The following is a 14,538-nucleotide window of genomic DNA, read 5'->3' on the forward strand; positions in this document are numbered from 1 at the left end:
AGCAGGATCAGGGCGACGGGTAACGCCGTCAGCAGCCACGGCCAGGCCCGGCCTTCGAAGCCGACGCCGTCGGTGGACAGCTCCAGGACCTTCGCGGTCCACCGCGCGGTAGCGACGTCCGTGCGGCGCGAGAGCGTGCTCACCGCGGTGTCGTAGGCGAAGCCGGGCCGGTCGTGGACATACTCCGGTGCGGCGCCCCAGGTGACCCCACAGAGAGCGCTTCCCTTGGTGCGCGGTGGTTGACCGCGGCGCACCCACGCCCCAGAGTGGCTCCATGAACCGGGCCCTCGGGGTGCTGACCTGCGGCGCCTTCCTCTCGATCGTGCTCGGGGTCCTCGGGTCCGGGGAGCCCGTGCTTGCGCTCTCACGCGGCCACTCGCCGCCACAACCCGTAGGCTGGGAGTGACGGCGAAGCCGAGACGGGAGTCCGACATCGATGTCAGTCCTCTGGGGCGTGTCCTTCGACGCCACCGCGCTGTCCGGGGTCGTGGTCGAGTTCCTCAAGACGGCGCGCCGGTTCGCCGGGCACCGCGTCCACCTCGACCTCGGCTACGACATCCGGCCCGACAAAGGGGCGTTCTTCCGGCCCTACCGCGACGAAGCCGGGCTGCTGCCGAAGTGGGTCACGCTCGACCGCGTCGAGGGCGTCGACGGGATCCGCGGCTACGACCGGGAGTTCGTCGAGCGGGTGCTCAGCGAGGTCGTCCAGAACGAAGACGACACCCTACGTCCCGAAATCGACCGGATCGCCGGCGAACTGGCCGAGCGCATCGTGGCCACCTGGGAACGTCTCGGCGTCACGATGGTGATGGTCGAGAACGGGACGCTGCCGGAGAACGTCACCTACACCGAAGCGCTCTACCGCGCGATCGACCGCTACGGCACCCGCCACCGCCTGGGCCGGTTCGTGTTCTGGCGCGACCACGACCTGATGTGGCAGAGCGAACCGGGCATCGCCAAGTACGGCCGGTTCCCGTACCCCGGCGTCCCCGCGCCGCGGAACTCGCCGCACATCCACTACTTCGCGCTGCACGAGCAGGCTTTGGCGAAGACCCTGGAGTGGGTTCCGGGCCTGCGGGCCATCGACGTGCTGCCCAACGCGTTCACCATCGCGCCCGCGCGGATCGACGAACGCACCGCCGGCTTCCGGCGTGACCACGGCATTCCCGACGACGTCCCGCTGCTGGCCCGGATCACGCGGATCATCCCGCAGAAGCGCATCGACCGGGACCTGCACCTGCTCGTCCTGCTGCCCGACGCGTGGCTGTTCGTCGCCGGCGACGTCGAAGAGGCGCCCGCCGAACACACCCGGCTGGTTCGGCTGGCCGACGACCTCGGCGTGCGCGACCGCGTCGTGTTCGGTGGCTGGCTGACGCCGTACGACACGAGCGTCCCCGGCCGCTACTCGGTGCGGGACCTCCTGGCGCACGCGACCGTCGTGTCGTTCCTGACCTCCTACGACTACGAGAGTTACGGCAATCCGATCAGTGAGGCGATCGCCTCCGGGACGCCATACATCACCAGCGGGTACGAGCTGTACGACGTCGTCTACGGCCGCAAGGGGTTCCGGGCGCCGGTGCTGGACATCCGGGCCCGCGACCTGCCGGACGCGGCGTTCGCCCGCGAAGTGGCCGAGCTGATCACCGACGAAGGGAAACGGGCGGACGTGGTGCGGGCGAACTCCGAACTCGGGCAGGCGCACTTCGGCACGGAGGTCGTCGACGACCTCGTCGACCGGCTCTACCCACCGCCGATGGGAGCCGGCACGCGGCTTTCCGTCGTGCTGCCGGTGTACAACGAGGCCGCGAACCTCCCGGAGGTCCTGCACACGCTGCACGACCAGCGCGACGGCGACCGCCCATTGGACAAGAGCCGGTACGAGGTCGTGCTGGTGGACAACAACTCGACCGACGACACCGTGGCCGTCGCGCACGCCTTCGCGGCCGCGCACCCGGATCTGGCCCTGCACGTCATCCGCGAGCCCGAGCAGGGGGTGTCGTGCGCGCGCCGGGCGGGCATGGACTTCGCTCTCGCACGCAGCCGCAATCGGCCCGATGCCGATCCGGCCGAGCGGTTCTACCTCGTCTCGGCGGACGCGGACTGCCGCGTCGACCCGCACTGGCTGAGCGAGCTGTTCACCGCGATGGAGGAGAGCAAAGCGGCCATCGGCGTCTGCGACTACTACTACAACGCGGCGCACTTCACCGGGCGGCCGCGGCTGTGGGACGCGATCCAGCGGACGCTGCGGTGCCGCGCGGTCACGTTTTCGCTGTTCGGCGGCTTCCCGGACGGCAAGGGCTTCGCCGTCGAGCGCGACGCCTACGAGCGCGCCGGCGGCATCGAGATCTTCTACCAGCTGCAGGACGGCAAGTTCGTCAGCCACCTGTCCGACGACTGGGACTTCGGCATCAAGGTCGCCAGCGGCGGCGACGCGATCACCTACGCGCCGCGCTCGCGCGTCGAGATCAACCCGCGCCGCGTCGACCACGCCATCGACGAGGTCATCGCCGGCCGCGCCTACGGCTCCGACGGCATCATCGTCATGCGCGACATCCGGCCCTCGGCGCCCGCCGTCGCCTCGGACCTGACCGAGGCCGAGGCGCTGCAGGCGTGGGAGTTCTCGATCAAGGACTTCACGCCGAAGAACACCATCCTGCCGGTGCTGCTGACGCCCGCGCTGCTTGAGGACGACGCCGTCATCGCGTTCTTCGGGGCCGACTTGGCCGCTCGGCTGGCGCGGCGGATCGCCGAGATCCGCGACGAGATGCGCGTCGTCGACTTCACGCCGATCCACGCGTACAAGACGCCGTCGTACCGGCTGTACTTCGAGTTCGCCGACGAGCTGTTCGCCTGCCTGCGCCGGCACGTCGGCGAGGACATCGGCCACCCGCCGCCGCTTCCGCCGTGCCTGGCGGAGGTCCCGGCCGCCCGCTTCGCGGAGTTCGTCCACTACTACTGCGAAGACCGGGAATCGGGAGAAGCCCACAACTACTTCGGCAACGGAGGGGTGTTCTGATGACCCTCGCCTACGAAGAGGCGATCGGCTCGCTGCACGCGCTCGACCCCGCGTGGCCGCGGCCCGCGGTGCTCGACGTCCTCGAGGCGCCGGAGAACCGGCACCTGCTGGACTTCGTGCAGGAGGACCCGTTCGGGGCGCACGTGTTCCCGGGCAACGTCCCCGGCTCGCCGGCGGACTTCCTGCGCGACCTGGATGCCCAGTTGGCGTCCTCGGGGCCGATCCACCTCTGGTCGTACATCCCCACGTGTGCCTACCGCTGCCGGTTCTGCCAGTACCCGGTGGTGCTGGTCAAGGGCAAACCCGAAGTGCAGTACGAAAAGGCGAAGCACTGGGTCGACCTCAACATCGCCGAAGCCCGGCTGTGGCTCGACGCCGTGCCGAACCTGCGCGGCGCGGAGGTGGGGGAGTTCAACGTCTTCGGCGGCACGCCGTCGCTGCTGCCGGAGCCGGAGATCCGCCGCCTGCTGGAGTTCTACCGCTCGAAGTTCGGCTTCACCGGCGACACGACGATCCGGTTCGAGGGCGACCCCAGCACGTTCACCCCGGCCAAGCTCGAGCTGCTGCGGGAACTGGGCTGCACCAAGCTGTCCAGCGGTGTCCAGTCGTTCGACGACCACGTGCTGGAGCTGTGCGGCCGCGAACACAGTGCCGAGATGTGCGTCGACTTCGTCCGCAACGCGCGTTCGCTCGGCTTCGAGTGGGTCAGCATCGACCTGATGTACGGCCTGCTGGACCAAACCCTCGACAGCGTCCGCCGCGACCTCGACGTCGTGCTCGAGAACGAAGTCACGGCCGTGGTCTGCACGAAGCTGCACCTGGCGTCCTACAGCGACACCCGCACCGGCGTCACGGGCGAGAAGCCGGCGGCGTGGCAGCTGCCGGCGTACCGGGACAAGCTGGTGCGCGACGGCCACCGCTGGCCGACGCTCGGCGAGCAGTACCAGATGCGCGACCTGCTCACCGACGGCCTGCGCACCGCGGGCTACACCGAGCACCCGACGATGTACTTCGCGCGCGCCGGCCTCGGGCCCGAGAAGTGGAAGGCCATCATGGTCGACCAGGACAAGCAGGAGCCCGAAGTCGCGATCGGGCTGGGCGGGTCGTCGAGCTGCCGCGCGTCCGAGGCGATCACCGACGTCAACTCCCGCCGCTACACCGAAACCGTTTCGGACGGCCGCATTCCCCTGGGCTCGGCGACGCGGTTCACGCCCGAAGCCCAGGAGGCGAGGGCGGTGAAGATGGCGCTGACGACGTTGCAGCCGTTGCGGGATTCCGTGCACGCGGAACGGTTCCCGGGGTGTTCGCTGTTCGCGGAACCGTGGCTGGGCAAGTTCCGGTCGCTGGCCGCGCGAGGCCTCGTCGAGCTGCGCCCGCACGACGGCGTCGTCGAACTCACGCCGGTGGGGGAGGTCCTGGTCGAAGCGATCATCACCACCGAGCTATAGATCACTACATCGAGTGACACATCGCTCGCGCGGAGCGACAAGAGCAGGCAGCATGGGCTTCGGACGTGCCAGTACCGAGATCGGAGCCCCGATGAGCCGAACCGTTGCCGGACACGACGAACAGCGGTGGCGGCCCCGGCTCGCCGCAGCGGGCGCCTTGGCCGCGCTCGCTTCGGTGGTCGTGGCCGTCCCCGCTGAAGCGGCGCCGGACTACTCACTCGCGGACACGAACTTCGCGGGCACGCAGATCGCGCTCCACGAAGGGGTGGTGCCGGGCTCCGCGCGAGCCGAGACGACCGACCAGACGCTGGGGCACGACGTCAGCGGGCACCAGGGCGCCGTCGACTGGGCCGCCGCGTCGGCCGGCGGCGCGAAGTTCACCTACGTCAAGGCGACCGAGGGCACCGGGTTCGTCAACCCGCAGTACGGCCAGCAGTACGACGGCGCGCACGCGGCGGGCCTGATCCGCGGCGCGTACCACTTCGCCCGCCCCGACATCTCCGGCGGCGCGGAGCAGGCGGAGTACTTCATCGCCCACGGCGGCGGCTGGCGCTCCGACGGCAAGACGCTCCCGGGCGCGCTGGACATCGAGTACAACCCGTACGGCGATGTCTGCTACGGCAAGAACCCGGCCGACATGACGGCGTGGATCACCGACTTCACGCGCACGTACCTGGCGAAGGTCAAGCGCAGCGCGCTGATCTACACGAGCACGGCGTGGTGGAAGCAGTGCACGGGTAACGCGTCCGGGTTCGGGAACACGAACCCGCTGTGGCTCGCGCGCTACGGCCCGGACGTCGGGGAGCTCCCGGCGGGCTGGGACAAGCAGAGCATCTGGCAGTTCGCCCGCGACGGCGGCCTACCGGGGGACCAGAACTACTACAACGGGCCGTTCGGCCGGGTCGTGGCGCTGGCCGGCGGCGCGGCTTAGCGTTGCCAGTGTCCCGACAGGTCCGGCCACGGCGGCCGCCGCAGCACGGCGAGCGTGCCAAGGGTCGCGGCGACCAGCCCGGTGCCGATGGCGAGCAGGGCGACGCGCGTCGCGTCGACGGCCGGCTCGAACTTGGCCTGGCCGTCGCGGATCGCGAACACCCCGGGCGGCCTGGTCACGGTGATCACCGTCGTGCCGTCGGGCGTCTCGTGCGGTTCGCCGAAGATCCGGGGTTCGGATGCACCCGGTCGCGGCAGGCCTCGTAACGTCATACCTGCCGATCGAACCCGGAAACCGCGGCGCTGACAACATCGGACAAGCTGCTTGCCGGTCTCGTGATCGGCTCCCTACCATCGATCGGGTGCGAGCAGCCCACCGGATCGCTGTCCTGGCCACGATTTCCGCGTTGGTCGTCGCTTCGGCCCCGAGCGCGGACGGGGCGGGGCACGCCTGGTTCACGTCGTGGGCGCAGTCGCAGGACGGCCACGCCGACGCGCCGGTGTCCGGCCAGTCCCTGCGGATGATCACCCACCTGAGCCAGGGCGGGGACGCGGTGCGCGTCCGCCTCCAGAACACGTTCGGCACCGGCCCGCTGACGGTCGACCACGCGACGGCCGGCCTGAGCACGAGCGGCGCCGACGTCTCGGGAACGCGCGACCTGACGTTCGCCGGCCGGGTGGCGGTCACGATCCCGGCGGGCGGCGAGGTCTGGAGCGACGAGACCCGCCTCGCGACCCGCCCGGACACGAACCTCGCGGTGAGCATGTTCGTCTCGGGCACCGCCGTCGTCGGGCGGCACGGCGCCGGACTGCGGGACAACTACTTGACCGCTGCCGGCGCGGGCGACCACACAGCCGACGCGTCGGGCGACGCCTTCACCTCGACGGTCGGTTCGACGTACGTGGTGAGCGCGGTCGATGTGCACAACGCGTCGTTGAAGGGCACGGTGGTCCCGTTCGGCAGTTCGGTGGTCGACGGGATCGGCAGCACGAACTGCGGCCCGGGCTGCACGCAGCTCGGCGCGGACCGCCGGTGGACCGACGACCTGGCGCGCCGGATCGTCGCCGCGTCGACGCCGCTGGCGGTCGCCAACGCAGGCGTGTCGGGCACGACGAGCGCGCCGTCCTGCCCGGGGATGCCGCCGTCGGTGGCGGGCCTGGACGCGGGGAGCCGCCTCGACCGCGACGTGCTGGCACTGCACGGCGTCACGGCGGTGATCTACTACTACGGAACGAACGACCTGGCGTACGGCTGCGACGCGGCGACGATCCTGGCGAGCTACCGATCGGTGTTCCAGCGGTTGCGAGCGGCGGGGATCGCGGTGTACGTCACCCCGAGCACGCCGCGGCCGGGCTACAACGACCAGGCGAACCTGGCGCGCCACGAGATCGGGCTGTTCGTGTCCCGCTGGTCGTCGTGCGGCGGCACGTGTTCGGGCGTGGTGGACTTCGACATGGTGCTGAAGGACCCGCTGAAGCCGAACAGCATCCTGCCGGCGTACGACAACGGCGACGGAATCCACGCGAACGCGGCGGGCCAGCAAGCCTTGGCGGACTTCATCTCGCTCCCGATGCTCGCCGGTTCCGCGCGCCGCTAAGGTGGGTTGAGCCGACTCGAGGGGGACCGCCATGACCGATCAGGAAGGCGCCGACTGGATTCCGCCGGAAGCGGATCTTTCCCGGCCCAGCGCCGCGCGGATCTACGACTACCTGCTCGGTGGCGCCCACAACCTCGCCGCCGATCGGGCCGTCGCCCAGAAGCTCGAGGCCATCCAGCCGCAGGTCGCCAGCGTGGCTCGCCGGAACCGGGCCTTCCTGCGGCGCGCGGTGCGGTTCATGCTCGACCAGGGTGTCCGGCAGTTCCTCGACCTCGGCTCCGGCATCCCGACCGTCGGCAACGTGCACGAAGTTGCGCAGGCCGTCGATCCCGCGTCGAAGGTCGTCTACGTCGACTACGAACCCGTCGCGGTCGCGCACAGTCTCATGCTGCTCAAGGACAACGCCAACGCCGCGGCGCTCGAGGCTGACGCCACGGACACCGAGGCCGTGCTCAGCTCCGAACCCGTGAAGAGCCTGCTCGACCTCGGCGAACCCGTCGGCCTGCTCGCGATCACCCTCGGGCACTACCTGCCGGAGGTCGAGGGCGTCTTCAGCGCTTACCGGAACGCGCTCGCCCCCGGCAGCCACTTCGCGCTGACGCATCTCACCAACGACTTCGCCGTCCTGCGTGACCCCAAGATCGCCGAGACGATGCGCTCGACCCAGGACCACATCTACCCGCGCTCGCGCGCCGAGGTGCTCGCCCTCTTCGACGGCTTCGAGCTCGTCGAGCCGGGGCTGACGACCTCCGCGAACTGGCGGCCGGACCGCGTCGCCGCGGTGGTGGACCCCGAAGAGGACGGTCTGTACGCCGGCGTGGGCGTCAAGCTTTAGGGCTCGTTGGAGAAGCGTTCCCACGCGGACTGCCGGGTCATTCCCAGCGCTTCGCCGATCTGCGACCAGGTGCCGCCCAGTTCGCGTGCCTTGCCCACCCAAGCCGCAAGGTTCTCCTGCACTTGAGTGGTGGCGGCCGCGACCGGCCGAAGGTTCTGCAGAACGTGTTCGAGCGGCAGATCGTGCTCCCACGGCGCGATGTGCGGCGCGTCGGCGGGCTTGCCTTCGATCACGGAGACGCACAGCTGCACGCACCCGTCACAGATGAAGACGCCCGGCCCGCCGACGAGCGTCTCGACTTCGGTGTTCGGCTTGGCGCAGAACGAACAGCGCGCAATCACCCCAGTGGCCATCGTGACCTCCTCGTCAGGACGGACCTTACAGCCGTAAGGCGGAGCCTGACAAGCTGAGGAAGTTCGAGGTCCATTCGGCAAGTTCGGTGAGCCGGCCGGTGAGCTCTTCGATCTCGGCCCAGCGCCGGTGCTCCCGTTCCAGATCTGGCACAAGGAAGTCCTCGACGAGGAGCAAGAGCGTGGAGATCTCATAGGCGACGTCGGCAAGCTGCAGAAAAGGGCGATACTCGGCTTCTTCACCGATCCCGTTCCGCGCGGCCCACTCACGAGCCCCAAGCCCGGCGACGCGACAGATGGACTCGACCGAGCGCCGGATCGCCCCACGCCGGGAGTCAGGCTGCCCCTCGGTCAGCGGGGCGACGTTCCAGGCCACGGACAGCAGACAGCACCCGGCGTCATCCATTGAGTTGTGCTTCACGCAGGTACTCTGCGGACTGCGGGTGGCCACACGGCCGTTCCGACGCGCGGAGCAACCTGATCGTGTAAGAAATCCGCCCCGATCGAGAAGGGGGCAAGAATCGCTGTATTGACCGTCGCGATGACGGCGCACGGAAGAAGCCGCCGACGGGCTGGACGTTGCTCGGTGCGTGGCTGATCGTGATGTCGATCCCGGTGTGGGTTCCGGTCGCGCTGCTGGCGAGCAAGCTCGGCCTCGCGGGGGCCCGCAGCGACGGGGTCAAGAAGTAAGAAAGCCGCTTAGCCCGGGTGCATCACCCAAGGCGAGCGGCTTCTGTGTCCGTCGGGCTGACAGGATTTGAACCTGCGACCCCTTGACCCCCAGTCAAGTGCGCTACCAAACTGCGCCACAGCCCGGACCCGCACTCGCTGAGTGCGTGAGAAGTACTCTAGCGTGCCCGCCATAGCCGTCTGCACGCGGGGCCCCCATCCGCCTGACCTGCGGAAACGCAGGTCAGGCGGACCGCGCCAAGATCAAGCCGGGTTGGAAGCATGCGTCAGGGTCTGCCACGCCACGAACAGGTTGTTCGAGCCCGCCGGGCGCTGGCGCTCCGTCAACGTCTGCGTGGTCGACATCGCTATGCCCAACCGCGTGTGCAGCGCGTTGAGCCCCACCTCCGTCACCGGGCCCAAGCCGAGCTTCAACGACCCCGAGCACAGCCACGACGGCACCGCCGCGCCCAGCTGGTACTTCGACTGGAACCCCAGCGCCTGACGCAGGCGCTCGCCCACGTCCGTTCCGTACACGTCCTGGCCCTGGATTCGCAGCGTCTCCGCCACGTCCGCGATCGCCGCTATGCCGTAGCCCGTGTGGGTGAAGTCGCGGCAGGTCTCCTGCGTCAGGCCGTCCACGAACGTCGACTGGCCCTGCCAATAGCCCACGATTTGGTCGCGAGAGGACAACCCGCTGCCCGGGACCGTCTTCGGCAACGAACCGTCCGACGACAGGTACACGTACGCCGCGACGCGGTTGCGGTACCTCGTGACCGCCTTGTCGAAGTTCGTCTTGTCCTCCAGGAACACCGAGATTCCTACCGCGGCCTCCATCATGGACAGTTCCCAGTTGCCGTTGCTGTTGCTGCCGTTGATGATCTTGTTCAAGTACACGTTGCGCAGCATCGTGCCGAAGCGGCCGGAGTTCGGCCAGCTCGAATACGTGTACTTGATGATCTCCGCCGCGCGGGGCCACGACGAACCCGCCCAGCCCGTCTGCAGCGGCGCGTTGCTGTTGGTGTGGCTCGTGATCGTCGCCGACCACGCGTCCATCAGCGCGATCGCCTTCTGCGCGTACCGCGCGTCGCCGGAGATGTACCAGATCAGCGCGTCCGTGTACGCCGCGATCGCGTCTTCCCGCTCGTCGGTGCACCCGTAGTTCGGGTTCGAATAGGACCCGCATTCGACGACCGCGCGCGGTTTGGGTGTGCGGGAAAGGGATGCGTACGAACTCGAGACAGCCTGGTCGTACGCCGCCTTCCACGGCTGGGCGCCGGCTTTCACCTGGGACTTGACGAAATCGAGCTGCGGGCGGCTGACCAGCACGCCCGGGTGCGTGAACGTCGCGGGCGCCGCGGGGGCCGGCGTGCTGACCAAGCCGAGGGCGAGCGGCACCAGGGCGGCGAGCGTGACGACTTTTCTCAAGCGGGACATGGCTCTCCTCGAGACGACGGTGTCCGGGGCTGGCGCGCCGCGCTCAAGTTTCATGGTCCAGACCATAGTCCGTCAAGAAGCCGGAAGCCCTTTCTTTGTCTCCTGAAGAAAAGTAGAGGGAAATGTTCAGCCCGCTGAACGGAAACGGCCTTCCGTTCAGCGGGCTGAACGAATCAGCCGAGCCCGGCGCTGACCGCGTTCATCAATGTCCCGGTGTCACCCGACATCTCCCACGCCATCACGCCGAGCAGGCCGCGGGACTTGAGCCACGTCGTCTTCAGCCCGATCGACCACGCGTCGTCGAACGTCCACCACTGGCCGCCGTTGCCGGTGTAGCACGACGTCGCGACCGCCGCCGTGTCGTGGTAAACCGTGCACGCCGGCACGCTCGCCACCAGGTTCGCATAACCCCGGGTGCCCGCTTCCTCGGCGAACTGCCCCGGCGCCGCGCCGGTCGCCGACTGCCATTCGCCGTGCTTCCCGCCGTCCGCGACGCCCTGCCAGCCGCGTCCGTAGAACGCCAATCCGAGCGTCAGCCGGCGTGGGTCGACGCCCGCGTCCGTGTACGCATTGATCGCGCTTTCCGCACTGAAGTGGAAGTTGTACGGGTCGTCCGCGTCGGCGTACAGATTGCCCTGGTGGCCCGTACGGTTCGGCTCCCACGAGTTGTCGCTGCCCGAGCCGTGGAAGTCGTACCCCTGCACGTTCGCGACGTCCAGGTAGTTGAAGACGCGGGACAGGTCCCAGCCCGACGCGACCTTGGCCGGGTCCGCCGGGGTGAACGCGTGCAGCTGGTAGCGCTTGCCGGTCGTCGCGCCGTACGCGTCGAGCTGCGCGCGGAACTCGGCCAGCAGGGCGGTCAGGTTGTTCTTGTCGTTCGGGCTCCAGTGGTTGCCCGGGTGGCCGTCGGCGCTCGCCGGCCACTCCCAGTCGAGGTCGATGCCGTCGAAGATGCCCGCCGCGGTGCCCGGGCCGCCGGCGCCGCCGTAGGACGCGATGTTGCCCTTGATCCACGTGTCGAGGCACGACGAGACGAACTTCTTGCGCGACGCGTCGGTGGCCGCGACGTCGGAGAAGTACTTCGAATACGTCCAGCCGCCCAGCGACACCAGCACCTTCAGGTTCGGGTGCTTCGCCTTGAGCTTCTTCAGCTGGTTGAAGTTGCCGCGCAACGACTCCCAGCCCGTGTCCGCCACGCCGTCGACCGACTGCGCCGCCGAGAACGGCCGCGAGTAGTCGGCTTCGGCGTCACCCGCGCCGTCACCCTGGCTGGGGTCCTGCGGATTCGCCGTGGTGCCCTTCGTGACGCCGGAGAGGCAGGTCAGGTTCACCGGATCGATGTTCTCGAACGCGTACAGGAGGTGCGTCAGCTTCGCCGCCGCGCCCGAGGTCTCGAGGTTCTTCACGAAGTACTGGCGCCCGTAGATGCCCCACTGGACGAAGTACCCGACCTTTGCGTAGCCGGAAACGATGTCGCCTGTCCGGGCTGTAACCGCGGCACTCGGCGCCGACACGTTGTCGTAGCCGTCACGAGCGCGCACGGTGAAAGTGTACGAAGTGGACGGTGCCAGCCCGGTCACGACGGCGGCCGTCGTGGTCACCGTCGTGGCCAAAGTGGACCCGCGGTAGACGTCGTAGCTGACGACGCCGGTGTTGTCGGTCGACGCCGTCCACGCCAGGGACACGCTGCCCGAGTCGGCGGCCGTCGAGCGCAGCCCGTTCGGCGCCGACGGTGGTTGCGTGTCGTCCGCCGGGTTGTTCGTCGTGACGGCCAACGCCGCGCTGGCGGGTGAGGTGTTTCCCTTGGCGTCCTTGGCCTTCACCGTGAACGAGTACGCCGTTCCCGGCGTGAGCCCGGAAATCGTGGCGCTGGTCCCCGTCACCGACGTGGCCAAGGACGTCCCCTGGTAGACGTCGTACCCGGTCACCGGCAACGACCCAGCCGTCGAGGCGTTCCACGCCAGGGCGACCGTCTTGGTCGTCTTCGCGACCAGCCGCAGGTTCGCCGGAGCGCCCGGGGGAGTGTCGGGTGAACCGTCGCAGTTGGCGTTGTCGACGCGGCACTGCGCCGGCGTCGCGGCGGCGCTGAGCCGGAACGTCGGGCTGTACGGGTAGGTGTTGCGGCCCGGCGCGAGCGTCGCGATGTAGTACGCCGGCGTGAGCGTGACTTGGGTGCCGCTCTGCGTCACCGTGCCGTTTTCGCCGGTCGAGGCGGTGATCCCGGCGGGCAGCGTGAAGGTGATCGCCCAGTTGCTTACCGACGCGGTGCCGGTGTTGGCGACGGTGTAGGTGCCGGTGGTGCCGCTCGTCGCCAGGGTGGCGGTCAGCGAACCGGCTGCGGCGGCGGGTGGCGCGAGCGCCACGCTGCCGCCGGCGGCTATCAGTACGGCGGCGAGTGCGGAGCGTAGTCGTGCGGAGGTGCGTCTCATGGCGGTTCTCCAAGCGGCACGAGGCGGGGGACGACGTGGTCTAGACCACATCGAATGTAACCCGGTGCGGAGAGAACCGCGCACGCCCGAACGGCGGCAACCGGTGTCCGAACGGACTGTTAACGACCCGAGAACGTCGCCTTACCGGGTCCGTCCGCGAGGAACGACTTGACGGCGTTGCGGAGGTCTTCGGTCTCGAAGAGCCCGGCCGCGATCGTCGTGATGTGCGCGTTCGCCTCCGGGACGCCGCCGGCGGAGAAGTGGTCGAGGACGCGCTTGGTCGCCGCGTGCGCCTTGGTCGGCCCGGAGGCCAGCTGACGCGCGAAAGCCCGGGCGGCGTCGTCGAAACCCTCGTCCGGCAGGACGCGGTTGACGACGTTCCAGCGCTCGAGCGTCGCGGCGTCGTAGGTGTCGCCGGTCATCACGAACTCCTTGGCGCGTCCGACGCCGGCGCGGTCGGCGAGCCGCTGCGTGCCGCCCATGGTCGGCGTCAGCCCGACGACCTTCTCGACGAGCCCGAACTTCGCGCGCGAGGCGGCCAGGATCAGGTCGCAGGCCACCGCGACCTCGAAGGCCCAGGTCAGGCACAGGCCGTGCGCGGCGAACACGGTCGGGAACGGCAGGGCCGCGATCCGGTCCGGGATCGCCAGCATCTCGTCGAACAGCACCTTCGCCTCGGTCGGCGAGCCCTGGGCGTCGAACAGCGAGACGTCCACGCCGCCGCTGACGATCTTGCCCTCGGCGCGGATCAGCAGCGCCCGCGCGGGTGACGCTTCCAGCTCGTCGATGGCCGACGAAAGCGAATCCTGCAGGGCGCCCGTGTAGAGGTTCAACGGCGGAGCGTCGACGGTCAGGACGGCGAGCCCGCCGTCACGATCGAGGCGGACCTGGTCGGTCATGTTCACCCTGCTTCTTCGGCGGCGACGATGTCGTCCCAATACTGCTGGGCCTCGGGGCGCCAGTCGACGTGTTTGTGATGGAACAGTTCCGCCGCTTTCGTGCCGCTCCACTTCGCCGGCAGGAGCTCGGCGGGCAGCTGCGGGTCGAGGAACGGGAACCGCCGCCACTCGTGCACCAGCTCGGTCTGCGCGCGCAGCACCGCGCGGCCGCCGGTGGGGTGCAGGCCGGTGAACCGGTCGATGAAGTCCTCGTAGCGGTCCTTCAGCTCGGTCAGGTCCCAGGACCGCGCGACCATCGTCTCCTGCTCGCCGACCTCGCCGTAGGTGGCGGTGAAGGACATCGCCTGGGCGTCGAGGCCGAGCTCGTTGACGATCTGCTGGGCCTCGCGCTGGCGGCTCAGGTCCGGGCTGACCCACACGCCCGCGACCGGCGAGCCGAAGCCCGCCCAGGTCAGCCGCGTGCGGAGGCGGTGGCGCAGGTCGCGCTTGGCTTCCGGCACGGAGACGATGAGCATCAGCCACTGGCCGTTCCACGGGCGCTCTTCGCGGCCGAACGCGTAGATTCGCTCGGCGCCCTCGGTGAGCAGGCGGCGCCCCGGCGGCGTCAGCGACCAGCGCACGCGGCGCCCGACGCGTTCGGAGACCACCCAGCCCTCGGCGGCGGAACGGGCCAGGGCCTGGCGCGCCGACTTCTCCTCGATGTCGAGGATGCCGAGCACCTCGACCAGCATCGACGTCCAGACCGGCTTGTCACGCGGCAGCGTGTACTCCCCGAGAACGGTCATCAGCAGCGACCGCGCGCTCGCGTGGCTGACCTCGCGGCGCCGGCTCACCGTGGGCCGGGGCGCGGATGGGCGTCCTTCCCTCGGTTTCGGCCTGCGGCCGAGGGTGACCGGGGGAGCGGATTCGCCCATGCTGTTTCACCGA

At 69.4% G+C, this 14,538-nt stretch carries 12 protein-coding genes and 1 tRNA gene; 5 read left to right on the top strand and 8 right to left on the bottom strand.

The window, feature by feature from the left end:
• The first annotated feature begins 436 nt into the window (after positions 1–436).
• The 3 genes from ACZ7OH_RS06010 (at position 437) to ACZ7OH_RS06020 (ending at position 5,395) form a co-directional block, all read left to right on the top strand.
• Positions 437–3,016 (top strand): glycosyltransferase, encoded by a 2,580-nt coding sequence (locus tag ACZ7OH_RS06010; protein ID WP_470279831.1) that lies wholly within the window; start codon positions 437–439, stop codon positions 3,014–3,016.
• Positions 3,016–4,464, top strand: coding sequence for a radical SAM protein (locus tag ACZ7OH_RS06015; protein WP_470279832.1), 1,449 nt, complete (start codon positions 3,016–3,018; stop codon positions 4,462–4,464). Before ACZ7OH_RS06010 ends, ACZ7OH_RS06015 begins: the two co-directional genes overlap by 1 nt.
• 91 nt (positions 4,465–4,555) lie before the next feature.
• Complete coding sequence (locus ACZ7OH_RS06020) at positions 4,556–5,395, top strand: lysozyme (protein WP_470279833.1); 840 nt, start codon at positions 4,556–4,558, stop codon at positions 5,393–5,395.
• On the opposite strand, the gene ACZ7OH_RS06025 is transcribed toward ACZ7OH_RS06020, so the two are convergent.
• On the bottom strand, positions 5,392–5,667 hold the full coding sequence (locus tag ACZ7OH_RS06025; protein WP_470279834.1) for a hypothetical protein: 276 nt from the start codon (positions 5,665–5,667) through the stop codon (positions 5,392–5,394). The genes ACZ7OH_RS06020 and ACZ7OH_RS06025 overlap by 4 nt on opposite strands.
• Before the next feature lie 89 nt (positions 5,668–5,756).
• On the opposite strand from ACZ7OH_RS06025, the gene ACZ7OH_RS06030 reads away from it, so the two are divergent.
• Complete coding sequence (locus tag ACZ7OH_RS06030) at positions 5,757–6,992, top strand: GDSL-type esterase/lipase family protein (protein WP_470279835.1); 1,236 nt, start codon at positions 5,757–5,759, stop codon at positions 6,990–6,992.
• Between the two features lie 31 nt (positions 6,993–7,023).
• Entirely contained in the window at positions 7,024–7,827 is an 804-nt protein-coding gene (locus ACZ7OH_RS06035; RefSeq protein WP_470279836.1) for an SAM-dependent methyltransferase, read from the top strand.
• Here ACZ7OH_RS06035 and ACZ7OH_RS06040 read toward each other — a convergent pair.
• The 7 genes from ACZ7OH_RS06040 to ACZ7OH_RS06070 all read right to left on the bottom strand — a co-directional run bounded on the left by ACZ7OH_RS06040 (position 7,824) and on the right by ACZ7OH_RS06070 (position 14,525).
• Entirely contained in the window at positions 7,824–8,180 is a 357-nt protein-coding gene (locus ACZ7OH_RS06040) for a ClpX C4-type zinc finger protein (protein WP_470279837.1), read from the bottom strand. The genes ACZ7OH_RS06035 and ACZ7OH_RS06040 overlap by 4 nt on opposite strands.
• A 25-nt stretch (positions 8,181–8,205) precedes the next feature.
• A complete protein-coding gene (locus ACZ7OH_RS06045; protein WP_470279838.1) occupies positions 8,206–8,598 on the bottom strand; it encodes a hypothetical protein in 393 nt (130 codons plus the stop codon).
• Between the two features lie 321 nt (positions 8,599–8,919).
• A tRNA-Pro gene (locus ACZ7OH_RS06050) sits at positions 8,920–8,993 on the bottom strand.
• Positions 8,994–9,110: 117 nt separating this feature from the next.
• Entirely contained in the window at positions 9,111–10,283 is a 1,173-nt protein-coding gene (locus ACZ7OH_RS06055; protein WP_470279839.1) for an alginate lyase family protein, read from the bottom strand.
• 173 nt (positions 10,284–10,456) lie between these two features.
• Positions 10,457–12,712 carry a glycosyl hydrolase family 18 protein gene (locus tag ACZ7OH_RS06060; RefSeq protein WP_470279840.1) on the bottom strand — a complete coding sequence of 752 codons (2,256 nt, stop codon included), beginning with the start codon at positions 12,710–12,712 and terminating at the stop codon, positions 10,457–10,459.
• 119 nt (positions 12,713–12,831) lie between these two features.
• Positions 12,832–13,611, bottom strand: a complete 780-nt coding sequence (locus ACZ7OH_RS06065; protein WP_470279841.1) for an enoyl-CoA hydratase/isomerase family protein — start codon at positions 13,609–13,611, stop codon at positions 12,832–12,834.
• Positions 13,612–13,613: 2 nt separating this feature from the next.
• Positions 13,614–14,525, bottom strand: coding sequence for a PaaX family transcriptional regulator (locus ACZ7OH_RS06070; RefSeq protein WP_400907680.1), 912 nt, complete (start codon positions 14,523–14,525; stop codon positions 13,614–13,616).
• Positions 14,526–14,538: the final 13 nt, after the last annotated feature.

It is taken from the genome of Amycolatopsis sp. NPDC114478, from assembly GCF_055633805.1.

What these genes read in the sequence shown, in the direction of transcription:
- ACZ7OH_RS06010 (WP_470279831.1), top strand. Translation starts at nt 437, where the DNA reads ATGTCAGTCCTCTGGGGCGTGTCCTTCGACGCCACCGCGCTGTCCGGG.
- ACZ7OH_RS06015 (WP_470279832.1), top strand. Translation starts at nt 3,016, where the DNA reads ATGACCCTCGCCTACGAAGAGGCGATCGGCTCGCTGCACGCGCTCGAC.
- ACZ7OH_RS06020 (WP_470279833.1), top strand. Translation starts at nt 4,556, where the DNA reads ATGAGCCGAACCGTTGCCGGACACGACGAACAGCGGTGGCGGCCCCGG.
- ACZ7OH_RS06025 (WP_470279834.1), bottom strand. Translation starts at nt 5,667, where the DNA reads ATGACGTTACGAGGCCTGCCGCGACCGGGTGCATCCGAACCCCGGATC.
- ACZ7OH_RS06035 (WP_470279836.1), top strand. Translation starts at nt 7,024, where the DNA reads ATGACCGATCAGGAAGGCGCCGACTGGATTCCGCCGGAAGCGGATCTT.
- ACZ7OH_RS06040 (WP_470279837.1), bottom strand. Translation starts at nt 8,180, where the DNA reads ATGGCCACTGGGGTGATTGCGCGCTGTTCGTTCTGCGCCAAGCCGAAC.
- ACZ7OH_RS06055 (WP_470279839.1), bottom strand. Translation starts at nt 10,283, where the DNA reads ATGTCCCGCTTGAGAAAAGTCGTCACGCTCGCCGCCCTGGTGCCGCTC.
- ACZ7OH_RS06060 (WP_470279840.1), bottom strand. Translation starts at nt 12,712, where the DNA reads ATGAGACGCACCTCCGCACGACTACGCTCCGCACTCGCCGCCGTACTG.
- ACZ7OH_RS06065 (WP_470279841.1), bottom strand. Translation starts at nt 13,611, where the DNA reads ATGACCGACCAGGTCCGCCTCGATCGTGACGGCGGGCTCGCCGTCCTG.
- ACZ7OH_RS06070 (WP_400907680.1), bottom strand. Translation starts at nt 14,525, where the DNA reads ATGGGCGAATCCGCTCCCCCGGTCACCCTCGGCCGCAGGCCGAAACCG.